The sequence below is a fragment of the Hymenobacter glaciei genome (genome assembly GCF_039539585.1).
In the GTDB taxonomy this organism is placed as follows: Bacteria; Bacteroidota; Bacteroidia; order Cytophagales; family Hymenobacteraceae; genus Hymenobacter; species Hymenobacter glaciei.
Genome location: NZ_BAABDK010000016.1, coordinates 310,403 through 330,271 on the forward strand (window position 1 = coordinate 310,403; position 19,869 = coordinate 330,271).

The 19,869-nt window shown below is 62.6% G+C and carries 16 protein-coding genes; 8 read left to right on the forward strand and 8 right to left on the reverse strand.

Annotation, left to right across the window (positions count from 1 at the left end):
* Positions 1-82: 82 nt before the first annotated feature.
* Positions 83-1,624 carry a glycosyltransferase family 39 protein gene (locus ABD837_RS10265; RefSeq protein WP_345053720.1) on the reverse strand — a complete coding sequence of 514 codons (1,542 nt, stop codon included), beginning with the start codon at positions 1,622-1,624 and terminating at the stop codon, positions 83-85.
* A gap of 148 nt (positions 1,625-1,772) precedes the next feature.
* Here ABD837_RS10265 and ABD837_RS10270 point away from each other — a divergent pair, with 148 nt between their 5' ends.
* Positions 1,773-2,390 carry a hypothetical protein gene (locus ABD837_RS10270; RefSeq protein ID WP_345053723.1) on the forward strand — a complete coding sequence of 206 codons (618 nt, stop codon included), beginning with the start codon at positions 1,773-1,775 and terminating at the stop codon, positions 2,388-2,390.
* Positions 2,391-2,517: 127 nt separating this feature from the next.
* Here ABD837_RS10270 and ABD837_RS10275 read toward each other — a convergent pair whose 3' ends face one another.
* The 3 genes from ABD837_RS10275 to ABD837_RS10285 form a co-directional block, all read right to left on the reverse strand.
* Positions 2,518-3,522, reverse strand: coding sequence for an alpha/beta hydrolase family protein (locus tag ABD837_RS10275; RefSeq protein ID WP_345053725.1), 1,005 nt, complete (start codon positions 3,520-3,522; stop codon positions 2,518-2,520).
* A gap of 80 nt (positions 3,523-3,602) precedes the next feature.
* A complete protein-coding gene (locus ABD837_RS10280) occupies positions 3,603-4,868 on the reverse strand; it encodes a hypothetical protein (RefSeq protein WP_345053727.1) in 1,266 nt (421 codons plus the stop codon).
* 77 nt (positions 4,869-4,945) lie between these two features.
* Entirely contained in the window at positions 4,946-5,191 is a 246-nt protein-coding gene (locus tag ABD837_RS10285) for a hypothetical protein (RefSeq protein ID WP_345053730.1), read from the reverse strand.
* 122 nt (positions 5,192-5,313) lie between these two features.
* Here ABD837_RS10285 and ABD837_RS10290 point away from each other — a divergent pair, with 122 nt between their 5' ends.
* A complete protein-coding gene (locus ABD837_RS10290; RefSeq protein WP_345053732.1) occupies positions 5,314-6,669 on the forward strand; it encodes a YfcC family protein in 1,356 nt (451 codons plus the stop codon).
* A gap of 212 nt (positions 6,670-6,881) precedes the next feature.
* On the opposite strand, the gene ABD837_RS10295 is transcribed toward ABD837_RS10290, so the two are convergent.
* From ABD837_RS10295 to ABD837_RS10305, 3 genes are all read right to left on the reverse strand, one after another.
* A complete protein-coding gene (locus ABD837_RS10295) occupies positions 6,882-7,712 on the reverse strand; it encodes an EI24 domain-containing protein (RefSeq protein ID WP_345053735.1) in 831 nt (276 codons plus the stop codon).
* Between the two features lie 332 nt (positions 7,713-8,044).
* Positions 8,045-9,553, reverse strand: coding sequence for a 2OG-Fe(II) oxygenase (locus ABD837_RS10300; protein WP_345053737.1), 1,509 nt, complete (start codon positions 9,551-9,553; stop codon positions 8,045-8,047).
* 43 nt (positions 9,554-9,596) lie between these two features.
* On the reverse strand, positions 9,597-10,007 hold the full coding sequence (locus ABD837_RS10305; RefSeq protein WP_345053739.1) for a DUF6960 family protein: 411 nt from the start codon (positions 10,005-10,007) through the stop codon (positions 9,597-9,599).
* A 185-nt stretch (positions 10,008-10,192) separates the two neighbouring features.
* On the opposite strand from ABD837_RS10305, the gene ABD837_RS10310 reads away from it, so the two are divergent.
* The 5 genes from ABD837_RS10310 (at position 10,193) to ABD837_RS10330 (ending at position 17,120) form a co-directional block, all read left to right on the forward strand.
* Positions 10,193-12,082: an alpha-amylase family glycosyl hydrolase gene (locus tag ABD837_RS10310; protein WP_345053742.1), complete on the forward strand. Its 1,890-nt coding sequence runs from the start codon at positions 10,193-10,195 to the stop codon at positions 12,080-12,082.
* Between the two features lie 212 nt (positions 12,083-12,294).
* Positions 12,295-13,926 carry a tyrosinase family protein gene (locus ABD837_RS10315; RefSeq protein ID WP_345053744.1) on the forward strand — a complete coding sequence of 544 codons (1,632 nt, stop codon included), beginning with the start codon at positions 12,295-12,297 and terminating at the stop codon, positions 13,924-13,926.
* Positions 13,927-13,942: 16 nt separating this feature from the next.
* Positions 13,943-14,785, forward strand: a complete 843-nt coding sequence (locus ABD837_RS10320; RefSeq protein WP_345053747.1) for a copper chaperone — start codon at positions 13,943-13,945, stop codon at positions 14,783-14,785.
* Positions 14,786-14,788: 3 nt separating this feature from the next.
* The gene (locus ABD837_RS10325; protein ID WP_345053749.1) at positions 14,789-15,295 is read left to right on the forward strand and encodes a DUF7868 domain-containing protein; all 507 of its coding nucleotides are present in this window, start codon (positions 14,789-14,791) and stop codon (positions 15,293-15,295) included.
* Positions 15,296-15,788: 493 nt separating this feature from the next.
* A complete protein-coding gene (locus ABD837_RS10330) occupies positions 15,789-17,120 on the forward strand; it encodes a carboxylesterase family protein (protein WP_345053751.1) in 1,332 nt (443 codons plus the stop codon).
* Between the two features lie 98 nt (positions 17,121-17,218).
* Here the strand turns inward: ABD837_RS10330 and ABD837_RS10335 are convergent, their stop codons facing one another.
* On the reverse strand, positions 17,219-17,848 hold the full coding sequence (locus ABD837_RS10335; RefSeq protein ID WP_345053752.1) for a nitroreductase family protein: 630 nt from the start codon (positions 17,846-17,848) through the stop codon (positions 17,219-17,221).
* 181 nt (positions 17,849-18,029) lie between these two features.
* Here ABD837_RS10335 and ABD837_RS10340 point away from each other — a divergent pair, with 181 nt between their 5' ends.
* Entirely contained in the window at positions 18,030-19,868 is a 1,839-nt protein-coding gene (locus ABD837_RS10340; protein WP_345053753.1) for a glycosyltransferase, read from the forward strand.
* Position 19,869: the final 1 nt, after the last annotated feature.

Sequence of the window (19,869 nt, forward strand, 5' to 3'; positions counted from 1 at the left end):
TCCGAACTGCCGTCAGGCCAGCCGGAGCATCAATCAATTATATATTTAATAATAAATACTTTATAAAACGCAACCAGGCGGTTTACCGGGCCTGGTTTTCCCACTGGGCCAGCTCGTCGCGCCACTCATCGTTTACCCGGGTAATTAGCGCAGGTTTGGGGCCCAGGCCGAGGATAATGCGGGTGCCGCGTTCGCGGGCGTACGCATCGGCCACGGCCCCTGCTTCATGGTAACTGGCGAAGTGCGCTGCAAGTTCAGGGTGCAGCTCATCGTCGATGATGAGAATGGCTTGCCAGTTGGTGCGCGGCACAAACCAGTACAGGAAGCTGCCGTTGAAACTCTGGGCGGGCGGCAGGGCCCGGTGCCGGTTGTAGTAGTTGATGGCGCTGGCCTGGCCGTAGTTGGCGCACTTGATGAGGGTGTGGGCGCGCACCGAATCGGGCAGGCTTTGGTAGGCGGCCCAGGTTTTATCGGCCAGCTCGCGCCAGCCGCGCATGTCGGCGTAGTCCTGGGGCAGGGCGTGGTTCTGGCCGTCTTCCCAAGTGTATAACCCCAGCGCCTCATACTGCGGGCGCAGCGCGGCCATGATGGCCGGCGGCCGCAGCGGGTAGATGAACTGCAGCAACGGCGCCAGCAGGGCCAGGGGCAGCAGCACCAGCGCCGGCCGCAGCCCCGCTGCTACCCGTGGGCAGCCCAGGCCCGCCAGCCGGCCCTCCCACCACCACGCCCCAAAGCTGAACAGCACCGGGTAGTAGCCCAGCGCGTAGTATGCCTTGCCGTGCAGCACCGCCTGCAGGCCCACGCCCAGCACCGCCACCCAGCCCATGGCGCGGTACGGCCGCAGCCGCGCGCTAAGCAACAGCGCCACCAAGCCCGGCACCCACACCCACAGCGCCCCAAAGCACATCAGCAGCTGCAGCTTCCAGAACTCGGTGGGGTCCACGTGCACCAGCTGCGTGTCGTGCAGCAGCTGCATGTGGTGCCGGAACGGGATGCCGTGGCTGATTTGCCAGGCCAGGTTAGGGGCCCACACCAGCAGCGCCAGCCCGGCCGCCCCCCAGAAATGCCGGCTCAGCAGTAGGCGGCGCATGGGTGTAAGCAGCAGCGCACCACCGAGCGCGGCAATAAAAAACAGCGTGGTGTACTTGTTCAGCAGGCCCAGCCCGAGGCCTAGGCCCAGCAGGTAGAGGTAGCGCGGCCGCTCCGTTTGCACGTAGCGCACCAGCCAGTAGAGGCAGAATACGAACCCAAACACCTCGAACGAGTTGGGCTGAAACAGCAGGTTGAGCCGGGCGAAGGCTGTGCCCAGGTAGCAGGTGCCCGCCAGCGCCGTCGCAAACCAGCCCCCACCCAGCCGCTGCGCCAGCCGCATCACCAGATAGATGGTGGCCGCGCCCCACAGAAACGGCCAGAAATGCACCCAGCCTTCGTTGCCGCCCAGCGCTAGACTCAGCCAGCCCTGCGCGGCGCTCAGGGGCGGCACTTCGAGGTAGCCCCAGGCCAGGTGCCGGCCGTGGTTGAGGTAGAGGTATTCGTCGCGCTGCAGCTCGTACTGCGGGCTGATGAGAAAGTAACCGGAAATAAACTTGAGCAGAGCAAAGGCGAGCGGCAGGCGGCGATTCATGCAGGCCAAGGTAGCGGAGCCGGTGGAAACAGCTGCATATTCGGATATTTTGGCCCGGGTCGTTTCGCCGTCCGCTTTTCCTTTGGGAAATCATTGGCTTAATTTACAGTTCACCTTTCCTGCGCGCTACTGCCGCCGTTTACCCCGCATGATTATCTACGGCTCTAAAGGTTCGCACCTGCGCACCGCTCCTTTGGCCGGCACCAGCTGCCCGGCCTGCAACACTCCCGAGGCCATGAAGGCCAGCGTGTATGCCCGCTACGCCCACGTGTACTGGATTCCGCTTTTTCCCTTCAGCAAAGCGGCTATGGCGCAGTGCGACCATTGCCAGCAGGCCTGGGAGGAGAAATCCCTGCCTACCCAGCTGCAGCCCGTCGTGCGCGAGCTCAAGAAAAGCACCCGTTTTCCGCTCTGGACCTGGGCCGGGGTAGCGGTGTTCGCGGTGATTATGGCCAGCGGGGCCATCGCGGGCCGCTTCCACGAGCGCGACAGCAAGGGTTGGCTGACGGCCCCGCACGCGGGCGACATCTACACCATTCATTCGCCCGGCGACAGCACCAAATATTCGCTGCTGAAGGTGCTGAGCGCCAAAGGCAACACGGTGGAAGTGGTAGCCAACGAGTACGAAATCGACGACCGGTCGCCCCTGTCCGAGCTTAACTCACCCGAGAAATACAGCAAGGAAAGCGAGTCGCTCACCGTGCTCGACCTGCAAATCATGCACAACAAGGGCCAGCTCACCGACGTAGACCGGCCGGGGAAATAGCGCCCGAGGGCCGGCAGGCAGGGTTTTATTGAACGGTGTAGAGACGCGACCCTTCGCGTCTCCCCGGCGAACGATTCACCCGCGAGGAGACGCGAAGGGTCGCGTCTCTACACCGTTCAGGCAGCTGCTACTGCGGCCACAGGCCGGCCCAGCGCAGAAAGTCCTCCCCTACCTGGTCCCAATAGAAGTCGTCGTAATCGGGCTGGCCGTTTTTCACGCCGAAGAAATTGTGCTCGCGTCCGGGGTATTCGCGAAAGGTGAAGTTGGTGCGGTGCTGCCGAATGGTCTCCAGGCGCAGGTAGTCGTCGCCGGCCACACCGCGGTCGAGCGTGCCGAAGCCTATGAACACCGGCACCCGTATGCGCAGCAGCTCAGGCATTTCTGAAGCACCGAAGCCATAGGTGTTGCGTGCGTCGTCGCCCTGGCAGTCGGTGCGGGTAGGGTCGGCCACCACTTCCCGCCAGCGGCGGAAGGTCCAAGCTGCGCCCGTGGTATCAGCCGTTTGTCGGCTCTCGGCAAGCATCGACATGAGCCGGCCCAGCGGGTTGCCGCTCAGGTACACGGCTTTGCTCACCAAACCCGGCACGGCGGCCAGATGCGCCACCACCGATGTGCCCTGCGAATGCCCGCCGATAACCACGCGGCTGGCCTCCACCCACGGCTGCTTTTTGAGGAAGCGCAGTACGGCTTCGTCGCGCCGCACGTAGTAGCTGAGGTAGTTGCGGGCGCAGTAGTAGGCCGGCGGCTGGTGCTCCCGAAAAATGCGATTGGGGTCCTGGCCAGTGACATCGAACGTAAGTGGAATACCGGGCTTGCTGATGATGGCCAGGTGGCAGCTTTCGAGCACCTTTTTGGGGTGAAATCCGAATACCGGATAAGCCCCACGCTCATCATACAACACTAGCGGCGTGGGTATTGAGCCCTGCTCCCAGAGCAGCAAGGGCTTCTTGCGTGCCTCCTCGCCAGGCTTCGACAGAAGCAATACCTGCACGCTGTCGCGCCCGTACATCACCACGAGGCGGCGATAACCGAAGGCTTCGGGTGGGCGCGGGACAGGCGGAGTGGTTTGGGCGGGGCTGTGGTAGTTGAGGAGGAGCAGCAGGAGCAACAGGTAGCAAAGTGGACGACGCATGAAGGTAGGGAAAGGACTATTTCCTCTCAATGACCCCCGATTAGTAGGCGCTGTTGCACCCATGTTGCGTATTTAAGCCTTCAAAGTGATGGCAAAATTATTTTGCCAGCGACTCTAAAACCAAATCCAAGGTCAATGTAAAACAAGGTTCCGGGAGTATCGGGCTTTATAAGAGTATTGCCTGCCCTTACACCGCCACGAACTTTTAGCATCAAAGACGACAAAGTTGCATTGCTCTCTCCTTCTCCAACCACTATATCGATACCAAGGCCAGCAGTAAGCGGACGGCTTAAGTATAATTCCAGGCTTCTGTCTGAATTATTAACTGGCAAATAGAAATTTCCCATCGACAAGCCAACAAAGGGAGTTAGCACCACCTTTCCACCATTAATTAGGTGATAGCCAACGGAGGCATCTAAGAAGTAATAATGTAGCTTAGTGCCCCGGCTCCAACTGTTGCCAAGGTACGTGAAATCGTTGCGAACTGTGGCCCAGCCGAAGCATCCACCCAAGTAGAGCATGCAACGGTCCCAGCCCAGTTCTGCTCCTACGCCTGCTCTGAAACCAGGTCCAAACACCTCCCCTGTTCCGCCAGTAAAAATGGCAGTTCCGCAGTGGTACTCGCCACCGAAACGAAGATGGGAAAGCCTGTAATTTGGATTGTGTAAAGAGTATGCAGAGCCAAACTCTTCCTCCCGCACGTGCCATTTACGCAGACTCACTTTTACCTGTTCCTGCGTCTGAAAAGCCTTCAGCACGTAGCCATAGGGCGAATGGGGATGCCGTTGCTGGAAGCGCTGAATAGTGGAGTCGGTGGCTGGTGAAACCCCGCCGCGCGGCAACACTTCCAGCAAGAGCTGGATGAACGCCGCCTCTTCTTGAGGTAGCTTCTGGGTTTGGGCCACGAGGGTTTCGACATGCGTGGCAGTGTAGAAATCAGCAATGTCCGCTAAGGTATTAGGGCGCGCCACCGGGGCCAGCCGATACTGCTGCTGCGCTTGCGCTGACTTATCAGCTAGCACCCGCTTCAGCAGTGGGCCATACGCGCCAGAGGCCAGCAGCAGCGACATGGCCTCGCGGGGCTGCACCGCGGGCAAGGAGTCAGGCGCGGCATGGGCCAGGTATTCGAGGAGCAACGGAATCTTGGGCATCTGCTGGTCCAGCACAGCATTTTCCAATTGCTGTCGGACCAGCTGCGCACGCTGCCAGGCCGAGAGCTGCCGGTCTGGAAATTGCCGGTTCAGCGACTGCGTAATCGAATCGGCAATGGTGGGCAACAGGACTTGGGCGCGCACTGGGGAGAATAGCAGGGCCGTAAGCGTCAGAAGCAGGTAGATTTTTCGCATGCAGGGTGAGTAGTCGGCAATTATTCCCAGAAGGGCTGCCCGAATGTCGCAGGAAAACGGCAGACTCCTCTTGCCACCTACAGCCCGCTGGGCAGCTGCACGCGGGCCAGGTACTCCCCTAGCCCGGCGGGCTTCTGGAATACGTGGATAAACAGCACCGCTTCCTCGCCGCGGCTGCGCCAGGTTTCGGCGTAAAACCCTTCCACGGCATACAGCGCGAGGTCGAAGCTGTCTTCGGCCCGCTCGGCCAGGCGCGTGCCGTGCCGGGCCAGGTGGTCGAGCTGGCGGCGCTGGTGCAGGGCTTTAAAAGCGGTGATGGTCATGAGGGTAGCGCGCGTTTTGGCCTTGGCATGCCCGGGCAGTTCGCCGGTAATTCGCAGACGTCGCAGGGACGCGAAGGACAAAGTTCGCGCTACTTCGGGTTCCGCCGCCCTAAGTTCGCGCCATGAACAAGTTTCATTTTCCGCATCCGCTGGTGCTCATCGTGGGCTTTATCATGCTGGCGGCGCTGCTCAGCTACGTGCTGCCGGCCGGCGAATTCACGCGCCACCTCGACGCCGTAACCGGGCGGCAGGTGGTGGTGGCCGGCTCCTACCACGCCGTGCCCGCCACCCCGGTGGGCCCACTAGAGGTGCTGGTAGACGTGCCCAAAGGCCTGGCCGATGCGGCCGCGGTGGTGTTCCTGATTTTCCTGGCTGGCGGCGCCTTTACAGTGGTCGACCAAACCGGGGCGCTGCGGTTTGGGGTCGACTGGCTGCTGCGCCGCGCCCACGGCCGCGAGGTCCTCGTGATTCCGCTGGTGGGCACGCTCTTCGCCACCATGGGGGCTTTGGAGAACATGGGCGAGGAAATTATTCCGCTGGTGCCCGTGCTGCTGGTGCTGATGCGGCGGCTGGGCTACCCCGTGCTCACGGCCGTGGCGGCGAGCGTGGGGGCGGCTTTCGTGGGCGCGTCGTTCAGTCCCATCAACCCCTTCCAAGTAGGCATTGCCCAGAAGCTGGCGCAGCTGCCGCTGCTTTCGGGCGGCGCCTACCGCATGGGTTTTCTGGTGGTAGCGGTAAGCTTCTGGCTGTGGGCCACCACCCGCCACGCCGTGCGCCACCGCCAGGCTCCCGACCTTCACCTCGATGAAAACGAGGCCGCGGCCGACGCGGCCGCTACCAACAGTCGCTCGGGCCTGGTGCTGCTGCTGATGCTGGCGGCCTTTGCCGTGTTTGCCTACGGCGTGGTGCAGCTGCACTGGGAGTTCGAGCAGATGTCGGCCCTGTTTCTGGGGCTGGGCATTGTGGCCGGGCTGGTGGGGGGCCGCGGCCTCACTGGCACGGCCGAAGGCTTCATTGCCGGCTTCCGCGACATCGCCTTTTCGGCCCTGCTGATTGGGTTTGCCCGCGCCATTTTCGTGGTGCTGGAGCAGGGTCACATTGTCGATACCATTGTGCACGGGCTGGCCGAACCGCTGGGCCACCTACCCGTGGCGCTGGCCGCCCTGGGCATGATGGGTGTGCAAACCCTGCTGCATGTGCCCGTGCCCAGCGGCAGCGGACAGGCCACCCTCACCATGCCGTTACTGGTGCCCCTGTCCGATATTCTGGGCCTGTCGCGGCAGGTCACGGTGCTGGCTTTTCAGTACGGCGCTGGGCTGTGCGAGCTCATCACGCCCACCAACGGCACGCTCATGGCCATGCTGGCGGCTACCGGCGTGCGCTTCGAGCAGTGGATAAAGTTTGCCGCGCCGCTATGGGCCGCGCTCTTTGCGCTGGGCGCCGTGGCCGTGGTAGTAGGTATCGCGGTGGGGGTGTGATTTCTAGTTGTCGGTTGTTCGTTGTTCGTTGTCGGTTGTTCGTTGTCGGTTTTAAGCTGGTGCACGGGCTGTAGAGGCGCAAGCTGTTGCGGCTGTTCGTGGCACAACTGGAACGGCGGCGTTTCAGCCACTACCCGGCATCCGCCTCGACGAGACGGCAACTAGTGCGGCGCGACCTTTTGCAACGCCCAAACATCAAGTTGAAGTCCGCTCTATTGCAGCCTAATGGCTAGCTGCCGCACTTTGCCTCGCATGCAGAAGTGGCACATGCTGGAGCCAATAATAGCCGGGGCCAACAACCCCACAAAGGGAATGAGCAGCAGTGCGAAGTGCAGCAAGCCCATCACCAATATGCCGAAGCGGTTTTCGCGGATGAATTGCTTTTGCTCTTGCACGGTGGCAAGGTCTTCCAGGGCATCGCCTACCAGCGACCGGGCGCTGTAGTAGCAAGCTATCAGGAGAATAAGAATGCCGTTGATAACGGGAATGAACAGGCAAATGAAGGTAATGACCAACGCCTTGATGGTGCTGCCGGTAGCACCCCGCAGGCCCTCCAGCCAATTGTTGTCGGCGCCTTTTTGCAACTCGGGGTAGCGTCGTAGCGTGCGGGTTTGCACGTACCCCATCAGGAATGCTTCCAGCAGGATTCTGACGGAAATAAGCACTAGCAAGATAAACACCACTGCCACCAGCACATACGAGACAATGGTGAAGCCTACACTCGCTGCCACGGCGGCCACCGGGGCACTGGCCATAGCCGCCTGGGTGGCGGCGCCGGCCCCCAGCAGCTGCGGAAAGAAGATAAATATGCCCAGGGCGAGAAAGGCAGTGCCCACCTGGGCCAGCACTATAATGTGCGCCCACTGCCACCAAAAAATGCCCGCCCAGAACAAGAAGCTGCCGCCCCAAATGGCCACCGAATAAAAAATGACTTTGGGGCTCAACGAGTCCTTGATGGCGAGGGCAATGCACTTGAGCGCCTCGCCGAGCATGGGCAGAAACGAGAGGGCGGTCGACCGAAGCCGGGGCAATGTTTTTTCCATTTGCTTTTAATTAACACCTTTAAGCGCAGCCATGTAAGAATTAAGGAGGGCCGAAACAGGCCCAGAAGGGACCTGGAAGTGGCCACCCACTCAACGCCACACCGCAACGCCAACCCATTATTCGCGGGTACGAAGAAAGCAATATTGCGATTTTCAGGTAGGCGTACGGCCAGCGCGGTCAATCGGGTGAAGTAGCGGCCATCGAGCCGCGCTATCAGTGTTGAGTCCTTTATCATCCTAGCCGCCGCGCTTACTTACATGCTACCGGCCGGCGAATCCACACGCCACCTCGATGCCATGACGGGGCAGCAAGGGGGGTATAACGGTGGGGCTTAACGCTTGCCCGCTGCGGGAAGTGGCCAGGCCTTCAGCGTCCCATCGTATGAGGCGCTGAGCAACCAGCCCGGACGAAACGCCACCACCGCCTGCACAAAGTCGGCATGCGGAAAGGCCCCGTCGCACTGGCCGTTGGTTAATGTCCAAACCCGGACGGTGTTATCTTCTCCGCCGCTGGCCAACCGACCGTCAGCCAGCAAACACAGGGTCCTGACGATGCCTTCGTGGGCGGCCCAGGTTTGTTGCAGCGTCCAGCATTCACCATCTGGGGCGGGCCGCCACACCTGAATCCGTCCATCGAAGTGGCCACTGAGGAGTAACTCCGAGCGGGCATCGCGGGCAAGCGCAAGTACCTGGGCCGGACTATGCCCCGCCGACTGCGAGTGAAGGCATTCTCCGGAAACCAGATTCCAGGTCTTCAGCGTGCCATCTTCTGAGCATGACACCAACCGGCCGCCTGGCAGCGGCAACACTTGCCACACCCAGTCGTGATGCCCGGCCAGGGTCCGCAGCACCTTTCCATCCGCCACATTGCTCACCTGAATGAGACCGTCGGCCCCGCCGCTGACCAACTCTGTGTCGCTGAGGCGCGCCACCGTTAGAATGGCCCCTTGGTGGGGCCGTAATACCCGGCCGGGCACCAAGCCGTTCGGCGATTGGGTCCAGACCCGAATCGTGGCATCGCGCGAGCCGGAAACCAACTGCCTTTCGTTGAGCTGCGCCAAGCACAGAATTGATTTTTCGTGGCCGCTCAGGCGCTGCACGCAATGCCCCTGCGCATCCCACACTTTCAGCAGCGTGTCGCGGCCACCACTCACCCAATGGTGCGGCCCAAAGGGCTTCACCTGCCAGATGTAGCCTTGGTGCCCTTCGCCGAAATGGTCGGTGGTCGCCGCCAGGGCGGCTGTAGTCTGGTAAAGAATGTCGGTACGCAACACAAATTTCTGGCCGGCGGCCAGTTCCTCGCCCTCGTGCCAGATGCGGTGGTCGAATACGATGAGGTCGCCCGCCACGGGCTGGTACTCGGCCCAAACCTGCGTATCGGTCTTGCTGCGGTAGAACAGCGTGCGGCCACCCGTGAACTCAGTTGCGTCGTTCAGGTAAATCATGAACGTGAGGCGCGACTGCACCGTAGCCGAATGGTGGTACACCCCATCGAGGTGGCGATGAAAGTACTGCCCGGCCGAGTAGCGGCAGTACCGCAAGCGCGGATTCAGCTCCCGCAGCTGCCAGGCATCATCCGTCCCGGAATCGGCGGGCAGTTGCGCGGGCAACACCGGCCTGATGGTGGCCAGCAGCTGCGCGGCCAGCTCGGGGCTGTCGACAACCAGCCGGTCGTTGTTGCGGTAATACGTGGGATAGTTGGCGTGCGCCGATTCAAAATTATCCCGCACTTCGGCGGGGAGCAACGCCGCGCAATCGGCCAGCGAAAAGGCGCCGCGCACTACGAAGCAAATCAACTCGCTACCGGGCAGCAAAGGAATTACCTGCAAAGCATTATTCATTGTGTGCCCGGCGATACAGCAAATCAAAGGCGGTTGGCCCTTCCTAATCGGCGCGCAGCTCGCCGGCGGCAAACACACGGGGCAGCTTGCGCTTACGCTCCACAATCTGGTAGGTGGCGGTGTCGGTGGCTTCGTCCCAGAACACGTCGGAGACGAGGCCGAAGTGGCGGTACTGGCCCGGCGCGGGCGTGACCTCCTCCACCGAATCGCCGAAGCTGAAGGTGGGTTTGTAATAGATTTCCTTGAACAGCTCGGGGCGCACGAGGAACTGCTGCTCGTCGTAGCGAATGGTAATCCACTCGCCTTCATCGTCTTCGGAGATTTTTTCAAAAAGCTTGCCCACGGGCTCCAGCAGCTCGAAGGCGCGGCGGTTGGCCGGGTGAATGTAGCGGAAGCCGTAGTCGGGCGACCAGCCGTAGAGGCCAAAAATGACGGGTTTGGGACGGGTTTTCAAGCAGGGAATTTCAAAATCAGAAAACAAACTAACAACGCGGGTCGGCAAAAAGCTTCCCACCGATGTTCATGCTTGGCACAACGGTTCCGGTTAGCCATAACAGGCTGCGCCGCGTATACCGGGGTTCCCCTGCCTAGTACCGGCCGCATTTTCGGCTGCCCGGGCGGCGGGCAGTCGTTTCATCAATGCCCAACGCTTCCGCTTCCAAAACCGCTTCCAGCACCAAACCCGCCAGTAAAGCGCCTGTTTCTAAAGCTCCTAAAACTACTTCTTCCCTGCCCGGCCCTGCACCGCAGCCCGGCATGGGCGCGGTACCGCACGCGGCCGGCACCACTTTCCGGGTGTGGGCCCCCAATGCCGACTCGGTGGCCGTCATCGGCTCTTTTAATAATTGGGAGGCGGACAGGCACCCGCTCCAGCACGAAGCCGACGGCTACTGGGCCGTGGATGTGCCCAATGCCAGGTGCGGCGACGAATACAAGTACCACATCACCAACGGCAACCAGACTTTCGACCGCAACGACCCCTACGCCCGGCAGGTGACAAACTCGGCCGGCTCGTCGGTGGTGCACAACCCGCACTTTGACTGGGGCGACGACAATTTTCAGATGCCGGCCTGGAACGAGCTGGTGATTTACGAGTTGCACGTGGGCACGTTCAATGCCCCCGATGCGAATAACGTGGGCACCTTCCTGAGCGTGGCCGAAAAGCTGCCCTACCTGCGCAATTTGGGCATTAACTGCATTGAGCTACTGCCGGCGACGGAGTTTCCGGGCAGCCGCTCGTGGGGCTACAACCCGGCCTGCCCGTTTGCGCTCGAAAGCGACTACGGCGGACCGGTGGCCTTCAAGGAAATGGTGAAGGCGGCCCACCAGCACGGCATTGCGGTGGTGCTGGACGTGGTGTACAACCACTTCGGCCCCGGCGACCTCGACCTGTGGCAATTCGACGGCTGGAGCGAGAACGACGGCGGCGGCATCTACTTCTACAACGACTGGAAAGCCAAAACCCCCTGGGGCGACAACCGCCCCGACTACGGCCGCCCCGAGGTGCGCCAGTACATCCGCGACAACGCCCTGATGTGGCTGACCGACTACCGCTGCGATGGCCTGCGCGCCGATGCCATCTCCTTCATCCGCAACGTGAACGGCGAGGACAACCCCGACGAGGACCTGCCCGAAGGCTGGAGCCTGATGCGCTGGATTAACGAGGAAATCGACCAGACGATGCCCTGGAAAATCACCATCGCCGAAGACCTGCGCGGCAATGCCGCCATCACCGAAGCCACCGAAAAAGGCGGCCAGGGCTTCGACTCGCAGTGGGACGGCTCGTTTGTGTACCCCATCCGCGATGCCCTTACTACGCCCAACGACGCCGACCGCGACATGCACGCCGTGGCCGGCGCCCTCACCCAGCTCTACAACGACAATGCTTTCCGGCGCGTCATCTACACCGAAAGCCACGACGAAGTGGCCAACGGCAAAAGCCGCGTGGCCGAGGAAATCATGCCCGGCGCGGCCGACCATTGGTTTGCTAAAAAGCGCAGCACCCTGGGCGCGGCCCTGGTGATGACGGCTCCCGGCATACCGATGATTTTCCAGGGCCAGGAAATGCTGGCCGATGGCGCGTTCGCGGACACCGAGCCTGTGCAATGGCAGCGGCTGGAGGAGCGCGGCGGCCTCGTGCACCTCTACCGCGACCTTATTGCCCTGCGCCGCAACTATCACGGCAGCACGCGCGGCCTGAGCGGCCAGCACACCCAGGTTTTCCACGTGAACAACGACGACAAGCTGGTAGCCTTTGCCCGCAAGGCCGACGACGGCGGCCCCGGCGATACCACCGTGGTGCTGGCTAACTTCGCCAACCAGGCCCACGACGGCTATACCATTGGCCTGCCGGGCCCCGGCCACTGGCAGGTGCGCTTCAACAGCGACTGGCAGGGCTACGACGGCGAGTTCGGCGACATGCCTAGCTTTGGCATCGAGGCTGAAGCAGGCGAGTACGACGGTTTCGAGTGGCACGGCAGCATTGCCCTGGCCCCGTATGCCGTGCTGATTTTGTCGCAGGAAGGCTAGCCGAAGCCGGGCTGTTTTAGCAACGCAACCCGCAGGTTGGGCACTGGGCAGCAGCTGCCTCGGGGTGGTTGGATGGTCGCGGCCCAAGAGGTTGCGAAAAGATGAGAAGGCAGGCGTTATTTCAGTGCTGGCACTGATTTGGGGAGCATGGGCAAGGCCGACATTTGTTTCGACAAATTCCTGTCTATCATCCTAAAGCACCAGCACTACCAATGGCAGCCTACACCCGAAACAACGCATGGAACAGCGGGGGAACCCTCAGTAACTCCGACCTTTTATGGTACGCCAAAGGGGTGGGCCAGATGATGACCCGGCCCATTGCCGACCCCACGAGCTGGTGGTTCTACGCCGCCATTCACGGCGAGTACGCGAACCCGCAAACGGCGTGGTACCCCAAGCCGGCCGCTTTTCCGGCCTGGGGGTTTGTGCAGGCCCCGCCAACCATTCCCACCACGCCGCTGCCCACTGCCCAAGCCCAAGCGCAGTACTGGAACCAGTGCCAGCACGGCAGCTGGTACTTCTTCCCCTGGCATCGCGGCTACCTGCTGTCCATCGAGGCCCAGCTCCGGAAGGACATTGTGGCGCTGGGCGGGCCCACTACCTGGGCGCTGCCGTACTGGAGCTACTTTGGCGGCAACGCCGGCAGCCAGTACCAGATGCCGCCAGCGTTTGCGCAGAAAACCCTGCCCGACGGCACCGCCAACGCGCTGTACTTCACCATGCGCTATGGCCCCGACAGCGACAGCAACATTTTTATTCCCACGGCGGCCAGCCCCGACAAAGACCCTGCCTACGGCGTGGTGACCGAAGAGGCCATGCACAACACCGTATACACAGGCCACAACAAGCAAACCCTGCCGCCGGGCTTTGGAGGCCCCAATACCGCCTTCTCGCACTCGGGCCAGGGCCACGGCAACTTCGAAAGGAACCCGCACGACTTGGTGCACGTGTACGTGGGCGGCCAGCTCAGCGACACGGAGTACGGCCTGATGGCCGACCCGAACACCGCCGCACTCGACCCCGTCTTCTACCTGCACCACTGCAACATCGACCGCCTGTGGGCCGTGTGGAATGCCAGCGGCAACGCCAACCCCACCGACCCCGCCTGGCTGAACGGCCCCGCCAAGCAGTTTGCGATGCCCGGGGCCGCGGGCCAGCCCTGGTACTACACGCCGGGCCAGATGCAGGACCTTGCTCCCCTCGGCTACGACTACCAGGAAATGACGGCCCTGCCCGCCGCCCCAGCCTTACTCACCGAGCGGTTGAAAGTACTCGGGGCAACCCCCGACGCCGTCGCCCGTCAGGCCGCCCGCCCTCAGGCCTCGGGCCCGACCGAGCTGCTCGGAGCCAGCGCGAATGGCTTGCGCATCCAGGGCCGGGGCACTTCCGCTGCCGTAAAGCTGGACGCCACCGTACGCCGCAAAACCGTCGAAAGCTTCGCCCCGGTAGCCAAGATGGCCACTGCCCCACCGCCCGACAAAGCCTTCCTGAAGCTGGAAAATATTACCGGTACCTTCGATGCCACGGTGCTCAACGTGTACCTCGATGCCCCGCCGGCGGCGGCACCAACTAGTACAGCGGCGCCCGCTGCTGCCCAGTCGGTGCTGGCCGGGAGCGTGGCCCTGTTTGGGCTGCGCCTGGCGAGCCTGAGTGATGGGCAGCATGGCGGCGAAGGCCTCACCTTCACGCTCGACATCACCCCGCTTATCGACCAGCTGCACCTGGCCCAGGGGCTCGATGTTGCTTCGCTGCAGGTCAGCATCGTGCCCAACAAGCCGCTGTCGGCCAAAGGCGAGGTGCAGGTGGGGCGTATCAGTGTCTTCCGCCAGGCCTCTGAAGCCTAGCGGCTAGCCTTACGCTATGACTGCCACTGCCCGGGACTACGCACGGCTGCGCAATATAGTGTTTGGCCTTAGCCTGCTGGCTTGGCTCGTGCTGTTGCGCCCGGTGCCAGCCGCTACGGGAGCGGCCAGAATGGGCGGGCCACAATCGGTATCGTGGTGCGGCACCGCGATGCCGATTGTGGCCCCGGCCCCGTCAGGGGCAGCATTGACCCGCGCGGGGGTCGTGTTGCAGCATACCGCGGCCCCGGCGCTGACCTGGGCCTGGATGGGGGCCTGGGCAATAATGCTGGTGGCGATGATGTTGCCCACGCTGGTGCAGCCCCTCTACCACATTCGCCTAAGCTGCTTCTCGCGGCGACGGATGCGGGCTTCGGCCTTGTTCGTAGCCGGCTATGGAGTGGTATGGCTGGCAGCGGGCGCCGCGTTGTGGGCAGTGGCGGTGGCAGTTAGTTCGCTGGAGACCCCGGCCTACCTGCTTGCCGTGGGCGCAGCGACAGCGGCTCTGGTATGGCAGGTGTCGCCGCTCAAGCAGCGCTGCCTGAACCGCGGCCACCGCCACGGCCCACTGGCGGCTTTCGGGGTCCGGGCCGACTGGGATGCCCTGCGCATGGGGCTCACCCACGGCGGCTGGTGCACGGGCTCGTGCTGGGCAGCCATGCTGCTGCCTCTGTTGCTGGGGCACGGCCATCTGTGGGCAATGGCTGCTGTTAGCCTGCTGGTATTTTGCGAACGCCTCGACCCGCCCCGCACCCCTGCGTGGCGCTGGCGGGGCTTCGAGACAGCCTGCTGCTACGTCCGCCTGTATTTTTGGGGACCCCGACGTAGTCCGGCGCCCGCTTCCACGCTCATTCAGGCTTGAGTAATGTCCGATTTTCCGTTACCCAAAGGTGCACAGCTGCTGGCTTCCGGCCCCACTCCTCTGCCCATCAAGGGCGAAGGGGCCCGCTGCGTCATCCGGCCCAGCGCCGAGAGCCAGCGTCTGTTAGTGACCATTCTGCCGATGGCTTCCGGGCAGCCGGCACGGGGCCAGGTGTTCCTGCTGCTGGAGAACATCCGCGGCAGCCGCGACGCTACCGTGCTGAATGTCTACGTTCAGCTGCCTGGCCACGACAACCCGGCGCAGCCAGCCCAGTGGCAGGCGGGCAGCGTTGGGCTGTTTGGGCTGCGCATGGCCAGCATCCGGCACGCCGAAAGTGCTGGCAATGGCCTCACCTTTCTCTTCGACATTACGCCGCTGTTGCTCGGGCAGCTGGCGGGGCGGCAGTTGCCCATTGCCGAAATCCAGGTTAGCATCCGCCCCAATCACCCGCTACCCGATTCATCCGACCTCGTCGTCGAGTGCGTCAGCATTTACCGGGTACCGGCGTAGCTGCAACCCAGCGGCCGGGGCCTACCAGACCTGGCCAGGCCAGCGCATAAACCACCGAAAGTTTGGTTCACCACCCCCTTGCTGGCAGCACTACATTCAACCAACGAATGTGGTGCTGCCAGCAGGGGGGTGGTGTTTACATGCAGTAATGGTGCTCAAATAGGCTTTCCCCGGGTTTAGCCACGCACCTCATATCTATTCGCTGCTGCTCGGCAACGCGTATACCTTGCCGAACTCGGTTCGACGCGCTTAGTTGGAATTCAACTGGGATAAAGAATCCGCAAAGCCTTGCTCACCAATTGGCACCCAACGGCCTTTGCGTACGCTTCGCAAACTGGTACTCGCAACCTGTGTCAGCTTGGCACCACGCGGGCCGTGGCACTCTTCGGCTTTGTTGCCCTAGCTGCTTGTGTACCTAGTGCTACCCTCCCTTAACGGCTATTGGTTTCGCTCAGTACAGCCACTTTAATCAAATCACTACCAATCGCTCCCCTTGCATAATACTCCCATCACACCCCAATTCACCGCCCAGGCCGGCACCATCATTGGCCGGGCCGATGGGCCTGTGCTGCGCGCTACGGGCATTCGTTACGCCCGGGCCGCCCGTTTCGGCCTCCCGGAACCCGAGCCGACTGCTACCAAACCAATCCACGCCACGGCGCCCGCACCCGCCTGCCCGCAGCTCGCCGACCCGCGCGTCGACCAGGTAATGGGCGACCTGTTCGCGGCCCTCAGCTTCGATGAAGACTGCCTGCGCCTTTCCATTACACTACCAGCCGACCGCCAGCCCGATGAACTGCTGCCCGTGATTGTGTGGGTGCACGGCGGCTCCTACGTATCGGGGGCCGGCGACTTGGCTATTTACGACCCCGCCACTTGGGTAGCCGAGCAGCGGGTGGTGTTTGTGGCCGTTACCTACCGGCTGGGGCTGTTTGGGTTTCTGGGCAGCGGCGGTACACCGGCCAACCTTGGCCTGCTCGATATGCTCGAAGCCCTGCGCTGGGTGCAGCGCAACATCAGCGCATTTGGCGGCGACCCAACGCTGGTAACCATGTTCGGTCATTCCTCCGGAGCCGATGCCATTGCCCAGCTCATGCTGGTGCCAGAGGCTACCCATCTGTTTCGGCGCGTGATGCTGCACAGCGCGCCGCTGGGCCTCACGCGCAACCGCCAGCGCATGCTACGCGCAATGAGCCGCGCCATCGGCCCGCTACCAAGCACCGCTTCCACTGATGAGGTGCTGGCCCGTGAAAATGCCGTAATCAAAGCCGCGCGCTGGCAGGGCCTGAAAAGCGGCATGCCCTTCGGCCCGCAATACGGCGCCGCACCGCTGCCACCCGAAACTGCCATTGATGCCACCTGGACAGCCGTGGCCCCGCACATCGACGTGCTCATTGGAGCTACTGCCGAGGAAACCCGCTTCTTCGCGGTCATCGACCCCACCTTTAATTGGCTGCAGCGCTTCCCGCTGGCGGGCAGCCATTTAGTAAACCTGCTCACCCGCGTAACCTCGCGCCGCATCTACCTGGGCCCGGCGCAGGCCTTCGCCGAGCACCAAGCCCGTGCGGGTGGGCGAGCCTGGCGGTTTGTATTAACCTACCAGCCGCCTGGCAGCCCGTTCGGAGCCGCCCACGTGGTCGACCTGCCGCTGCTGCTGGGCAACCAGGCCAGCTGGGCCGCCACCCCGCTGCTGGGAGAAGCCAATTGGGAAGAGTTCGACGCGGCGGGCCGGCAGGTACGGCAGCTGTGGGCAGACTTTGCCCGCACCGGCACGCTGCCTGCCCAGGTGGTTATTCCCGGTGTGCTGGAGGTGCAAAAAGCGTAGGGGCGGGGCCGTATTCACCCGCCGTTGAACGACCCATTCCTGAATTGTTCAGTGACGGACGGATACGACCCCGCCCCTGCTTATCTCAACCAAACCCTTTATACCGTTGCCTGGTCGTAGCGCTCACCGGCAGGCGTGGGCCAGGCGCCTTCGAACAGGAACTCGGCTAGCGGCTTGCGGGTACGGGGCGCTTCTTCGCGCTCACGGGTTTGGTCGGGCAGGGCCGAAGCCGGACCGGGGTAGCCCAGCGTGAACACCACCACCGGCTCGAAACCCTCGGGAATGTTGAACGCAGCGCGCAGGGCATCGGGCGAGAAACCCGCCATCTGGTGGATTTGCAGGCCCAGCTCGGTGGCCTCTATCGCCAGCGTGGCAGTGGCCTGGCCCACGTCGTACTTGGCCCAGCCGTTGGCATTGCCATCGTGCGAGAAATTCAGCTTGGCTACGCCCACAGCCAGCACGGGAGCTGCTTTAGCCCACACCTGGTTGAACTCCAGCACGCCGCCCAGTATTTTCTCGTACGCTTCGGAGCTGCTGGTTTTGCTGCCCATGATGTAGCGCCAGGGCTGCTCGCCGTAGCAGGAAGCCGCCGACGAGGCAGCGGCAAAAATCTGCTCCACCACTTCGGCCGCAACGGCTTTGTCGGAATAGGCACGGGTGCTGCGTCGCTGCGCGAGCACCGGCATGATTTCGTATTCGAGGGTAAGAACGTTGGTGGTATCGGCCATGAGTCAGAAGAAATGAATGGATTTGAGGGCGGATAACCACCATCCCGGCCCCGAAGTTTTAGCTTGCATCAAGCACTGTTTTTCACCGCATCCGAAAAAAAGGGGCCTGTGGTGGCAACTACAGCCCAATCAGCTTACCTTTCGCCACGTTCTTTCCTCCGCTTCGACCTCGCTCCGCCTCATGCAGCCCACCCCCCATGCCCCCGAGACCCTGTTTCCCGATTCGCTGCTGGTTGAAGCGGCCTGGGAAGTTTGCAACCAGGTGGGTGGCATCTACACCGTTATTCGGAGCAAGGTGCCGGCCACCATGCCCGCCTGGGGCGACCGGTATTGCCTGCTCGGGCCCTACTTCCCGCAAATGGCCCAGGGCGAGTTCGAACCCTACGATGACCTGACGGTGCACACCGGCGCCGACCCGTTCGCGGCTGCCGTGCGCACCATGCGCGCGCAGGGCTACGACGTGCAGATTGGCACCTGGCTGGTAACCGGCCGGCCCCGCGTGGTGCTCATCAACCCGTTTCAGGCCTACGACCGCCTCGGGCAGCTGAAGTCGGACCTGTGGCAACGCCACGGCATTCCCGCGCCCGACAGCGACGATTTGCTGCACCAGGTAATCGCATTTGGGCATCTGAGCACGATTTTCTTCCAGCACTTGGCCGCCCAAAAAGCGCCGGAGCAGCGCCTGCTGGGCCACTTCCACGAGTGGATGACCGGCGTGGCCATCCCCGAGCTGCGCCGCCTGCAAGTGCCGGCGCACCTGCTTTTCACCACGCACGCTACGCTGCTGGGCCGCTACCTGGCCATGAACGACGCCAACTTCTACGACCACCTGATGTGGGTGAACTGGGAAGCCGAGGCGCGGCATTTCAACATCGAGCCGGCCGTGCGCATGGAACGCGCTGCCGCCCACGGCAGCCACGTCTTCACGACGGTGAGTGAGCTGACGGTGCGCGAGTGCATCTACCTGCTCGATAGAATCCCGGACGCGGTGATGCCCAACGGGCTCAACATCGAGCGCTTCGTGGCCCTGCACGAGTTCCAAAACCTGCACCAGCAGTACAAGGCCAAAATCCACGAATTCGTGATGGCCCACTTCTTCCAGTCGTACGCCTTCGACCTGGATAAGACCCTGTACTTCTTCACCTCGGGCCGCTACGAGTACCACAACAAAGGCTTCGACCTTACGCTCGAAGCCCTGGCCCGCCTCAACTACCGCCTGCAGCAAAGCGGATTGGAGGGCCAGGTGGTGATGTTCTTCATCACCAAGCGGCCCTATACCAGCATCAACCCGCAGGTGCTCGAGCGCCGCGCCATGCTGAACGAGGTGCAGGATACCTGCCGCGCCATCGAGCGCCAGGTGGGCGAGCGCCTGTTCTACGCCGCGGCCGCCAGCCAAGACCACAAGCTGCCCGAGCTCGGCGCGATGGTAGACGACTACTGGAAGCTGCGCTACCGCCGACAGCTGCAAAGCTGGAAAACCAACGCCCTGCCACCGGTCATTACTCACAACCTGGTGAACGATGCCGACGACGACATCCTCGATTTCCTGCGCCGTTCCGAGTTACTGAACCACCAGCACGACCGGGTGAAAATGGTGTACCACCCCGATTTTGTGTCGCCCGCCTCGCCCCTGCTCGGCATGGAGTACGGCCAGTTTGTGCGCGGCTGCCACATGGGCATCTTCCCGAGCTACTACGAGCCGTGGGGATATACCCCGCTCGAATGCGTGGCCCGCGGCGTGCCCGCCATCACCTCCGACCTGTCGGGCTTCGGCGACTACGCCCTGCAAAACGTGCCCGACCCCGAAAGCAAGGGCATTTTCGTGGTGCACCGCCAGGAGAAATCCTTCGACGAATCGGCCGAGGAACTGTGCGACATGCTCTGGAATTTCGTGCAACTCAGCCGCAAGGAGCGCATCATCCAGCGCAACGGCGTGGAAAGCTCGGCCGACATCTTCGACTGGAAAAACCTGCGCGTGCACTATGACCGGGCCTACGCGCTAGCGTTGGAAAGGCAGTAAG

Excerpts from the sequence above, each read along its gene's own strand:
- ABD837_RS10280 (WP_345053727.1), bottom strand. The coding sequence starts at position 4,868 with ATGCGAAAAATCTACCTGCTTCTGACGCTTACGGCCCTGCTATTCTCC.
- ABD837_RS10295 (WP_345053735.1), bottom strand. The coding sequence starts at position 7,712 with ATGGAAAAAACATTGCCCCGGCTTCGGTCGACCGCCCTCTCGTTTCTG.
- ABD837_RS10300 (WP_345053737.1), bottom strand. The coding sequence starts at position 9,553 with ATGAATAATGCTTTGCAGGTAATTCCTTTGCTGCCCGGTAGCGAGTTG.
- ABD837_RS10325 (WP_345053749.1), top strand. The coding sequence starts at position 14,789 with ATGTCCGATTTTCCGTTACCCAAAGGTGCACAGCTGCTGGCTTCCGGC.
- ABD837_RS10310 (WP_345053742.1), top strand. The coding sequence starts at position 10,193 with ATGCCCAACGCTTCCGCTTCCAAAACCGCTTCCAGCACCAAACCCGCC.
- ABD837_RS10340 (WP_345053753.1), top strand. The coding sequence starts at position 18,030 with ATGCAGCCCACCCCCCATGCCCCCGAGACCCTGTTTCCCGATTCGCTG.
- ABD837_RS10285 (WP_345053730.1), bottom strand. The coding sequence starts at position 5,191 with ATGACCATCACCGCTTTTAAAGCCCTGCACCAGCGCCGCCAGCTCGAC.
- ABD837_RS10315 (WP_345053744.1), top strand. The coding sequence starts at position 12,295 with ATGGCAGCCTACACCCGAAACAACGCATGGAACAGCGGGGGAACCCTC.
- ABD837_RS10270 (WP_345053723.1), top strand. The coding sequence starts at position 1,773 with ATGATTATCTACGGCTCTAAAGGTTCGCACCTGCGCACCGCTCCTTTG.
- ABD837_RS10290 (WP_345053732.1), top strand. The coding sequence starts at position 5,314 with ATGAACAAGTTTCATTTTCCGCATCCGCTGGTGCTCATCGTGGGCTTT.
- ABD837_RS10265 (WP_345053720.1), bottom strand. The coding sequence starts at position 1,624 with ATGAATCGCCGCCTGCCGCTCGCCTTTGCTCTGCTCAAGTTTATTTCC.
- ABD837_RS10320 (WP_345053747.1), top strand. The coding sequence starts at position 13,943 with ATGACTGCCACTGCCCGGGACTACGCACGGCTGCGCAATATAGTGTTT.
- ABD837_RS10275 (WP_345053725.1), bottom strand. The coding sequence starts at position 3,522 with ATGCGTCGTCCACTTTGCTACCTGTTGCTCCTGCTGCTCCTCCTCAAC.
- ABD837_RS10335 (WP_345053752.1), bottom strand. The coding sequence starts at position 17,848 with ATGGCCGATACCACCAACGTTCTTACCCTCGAATACGAAATCATGCCG.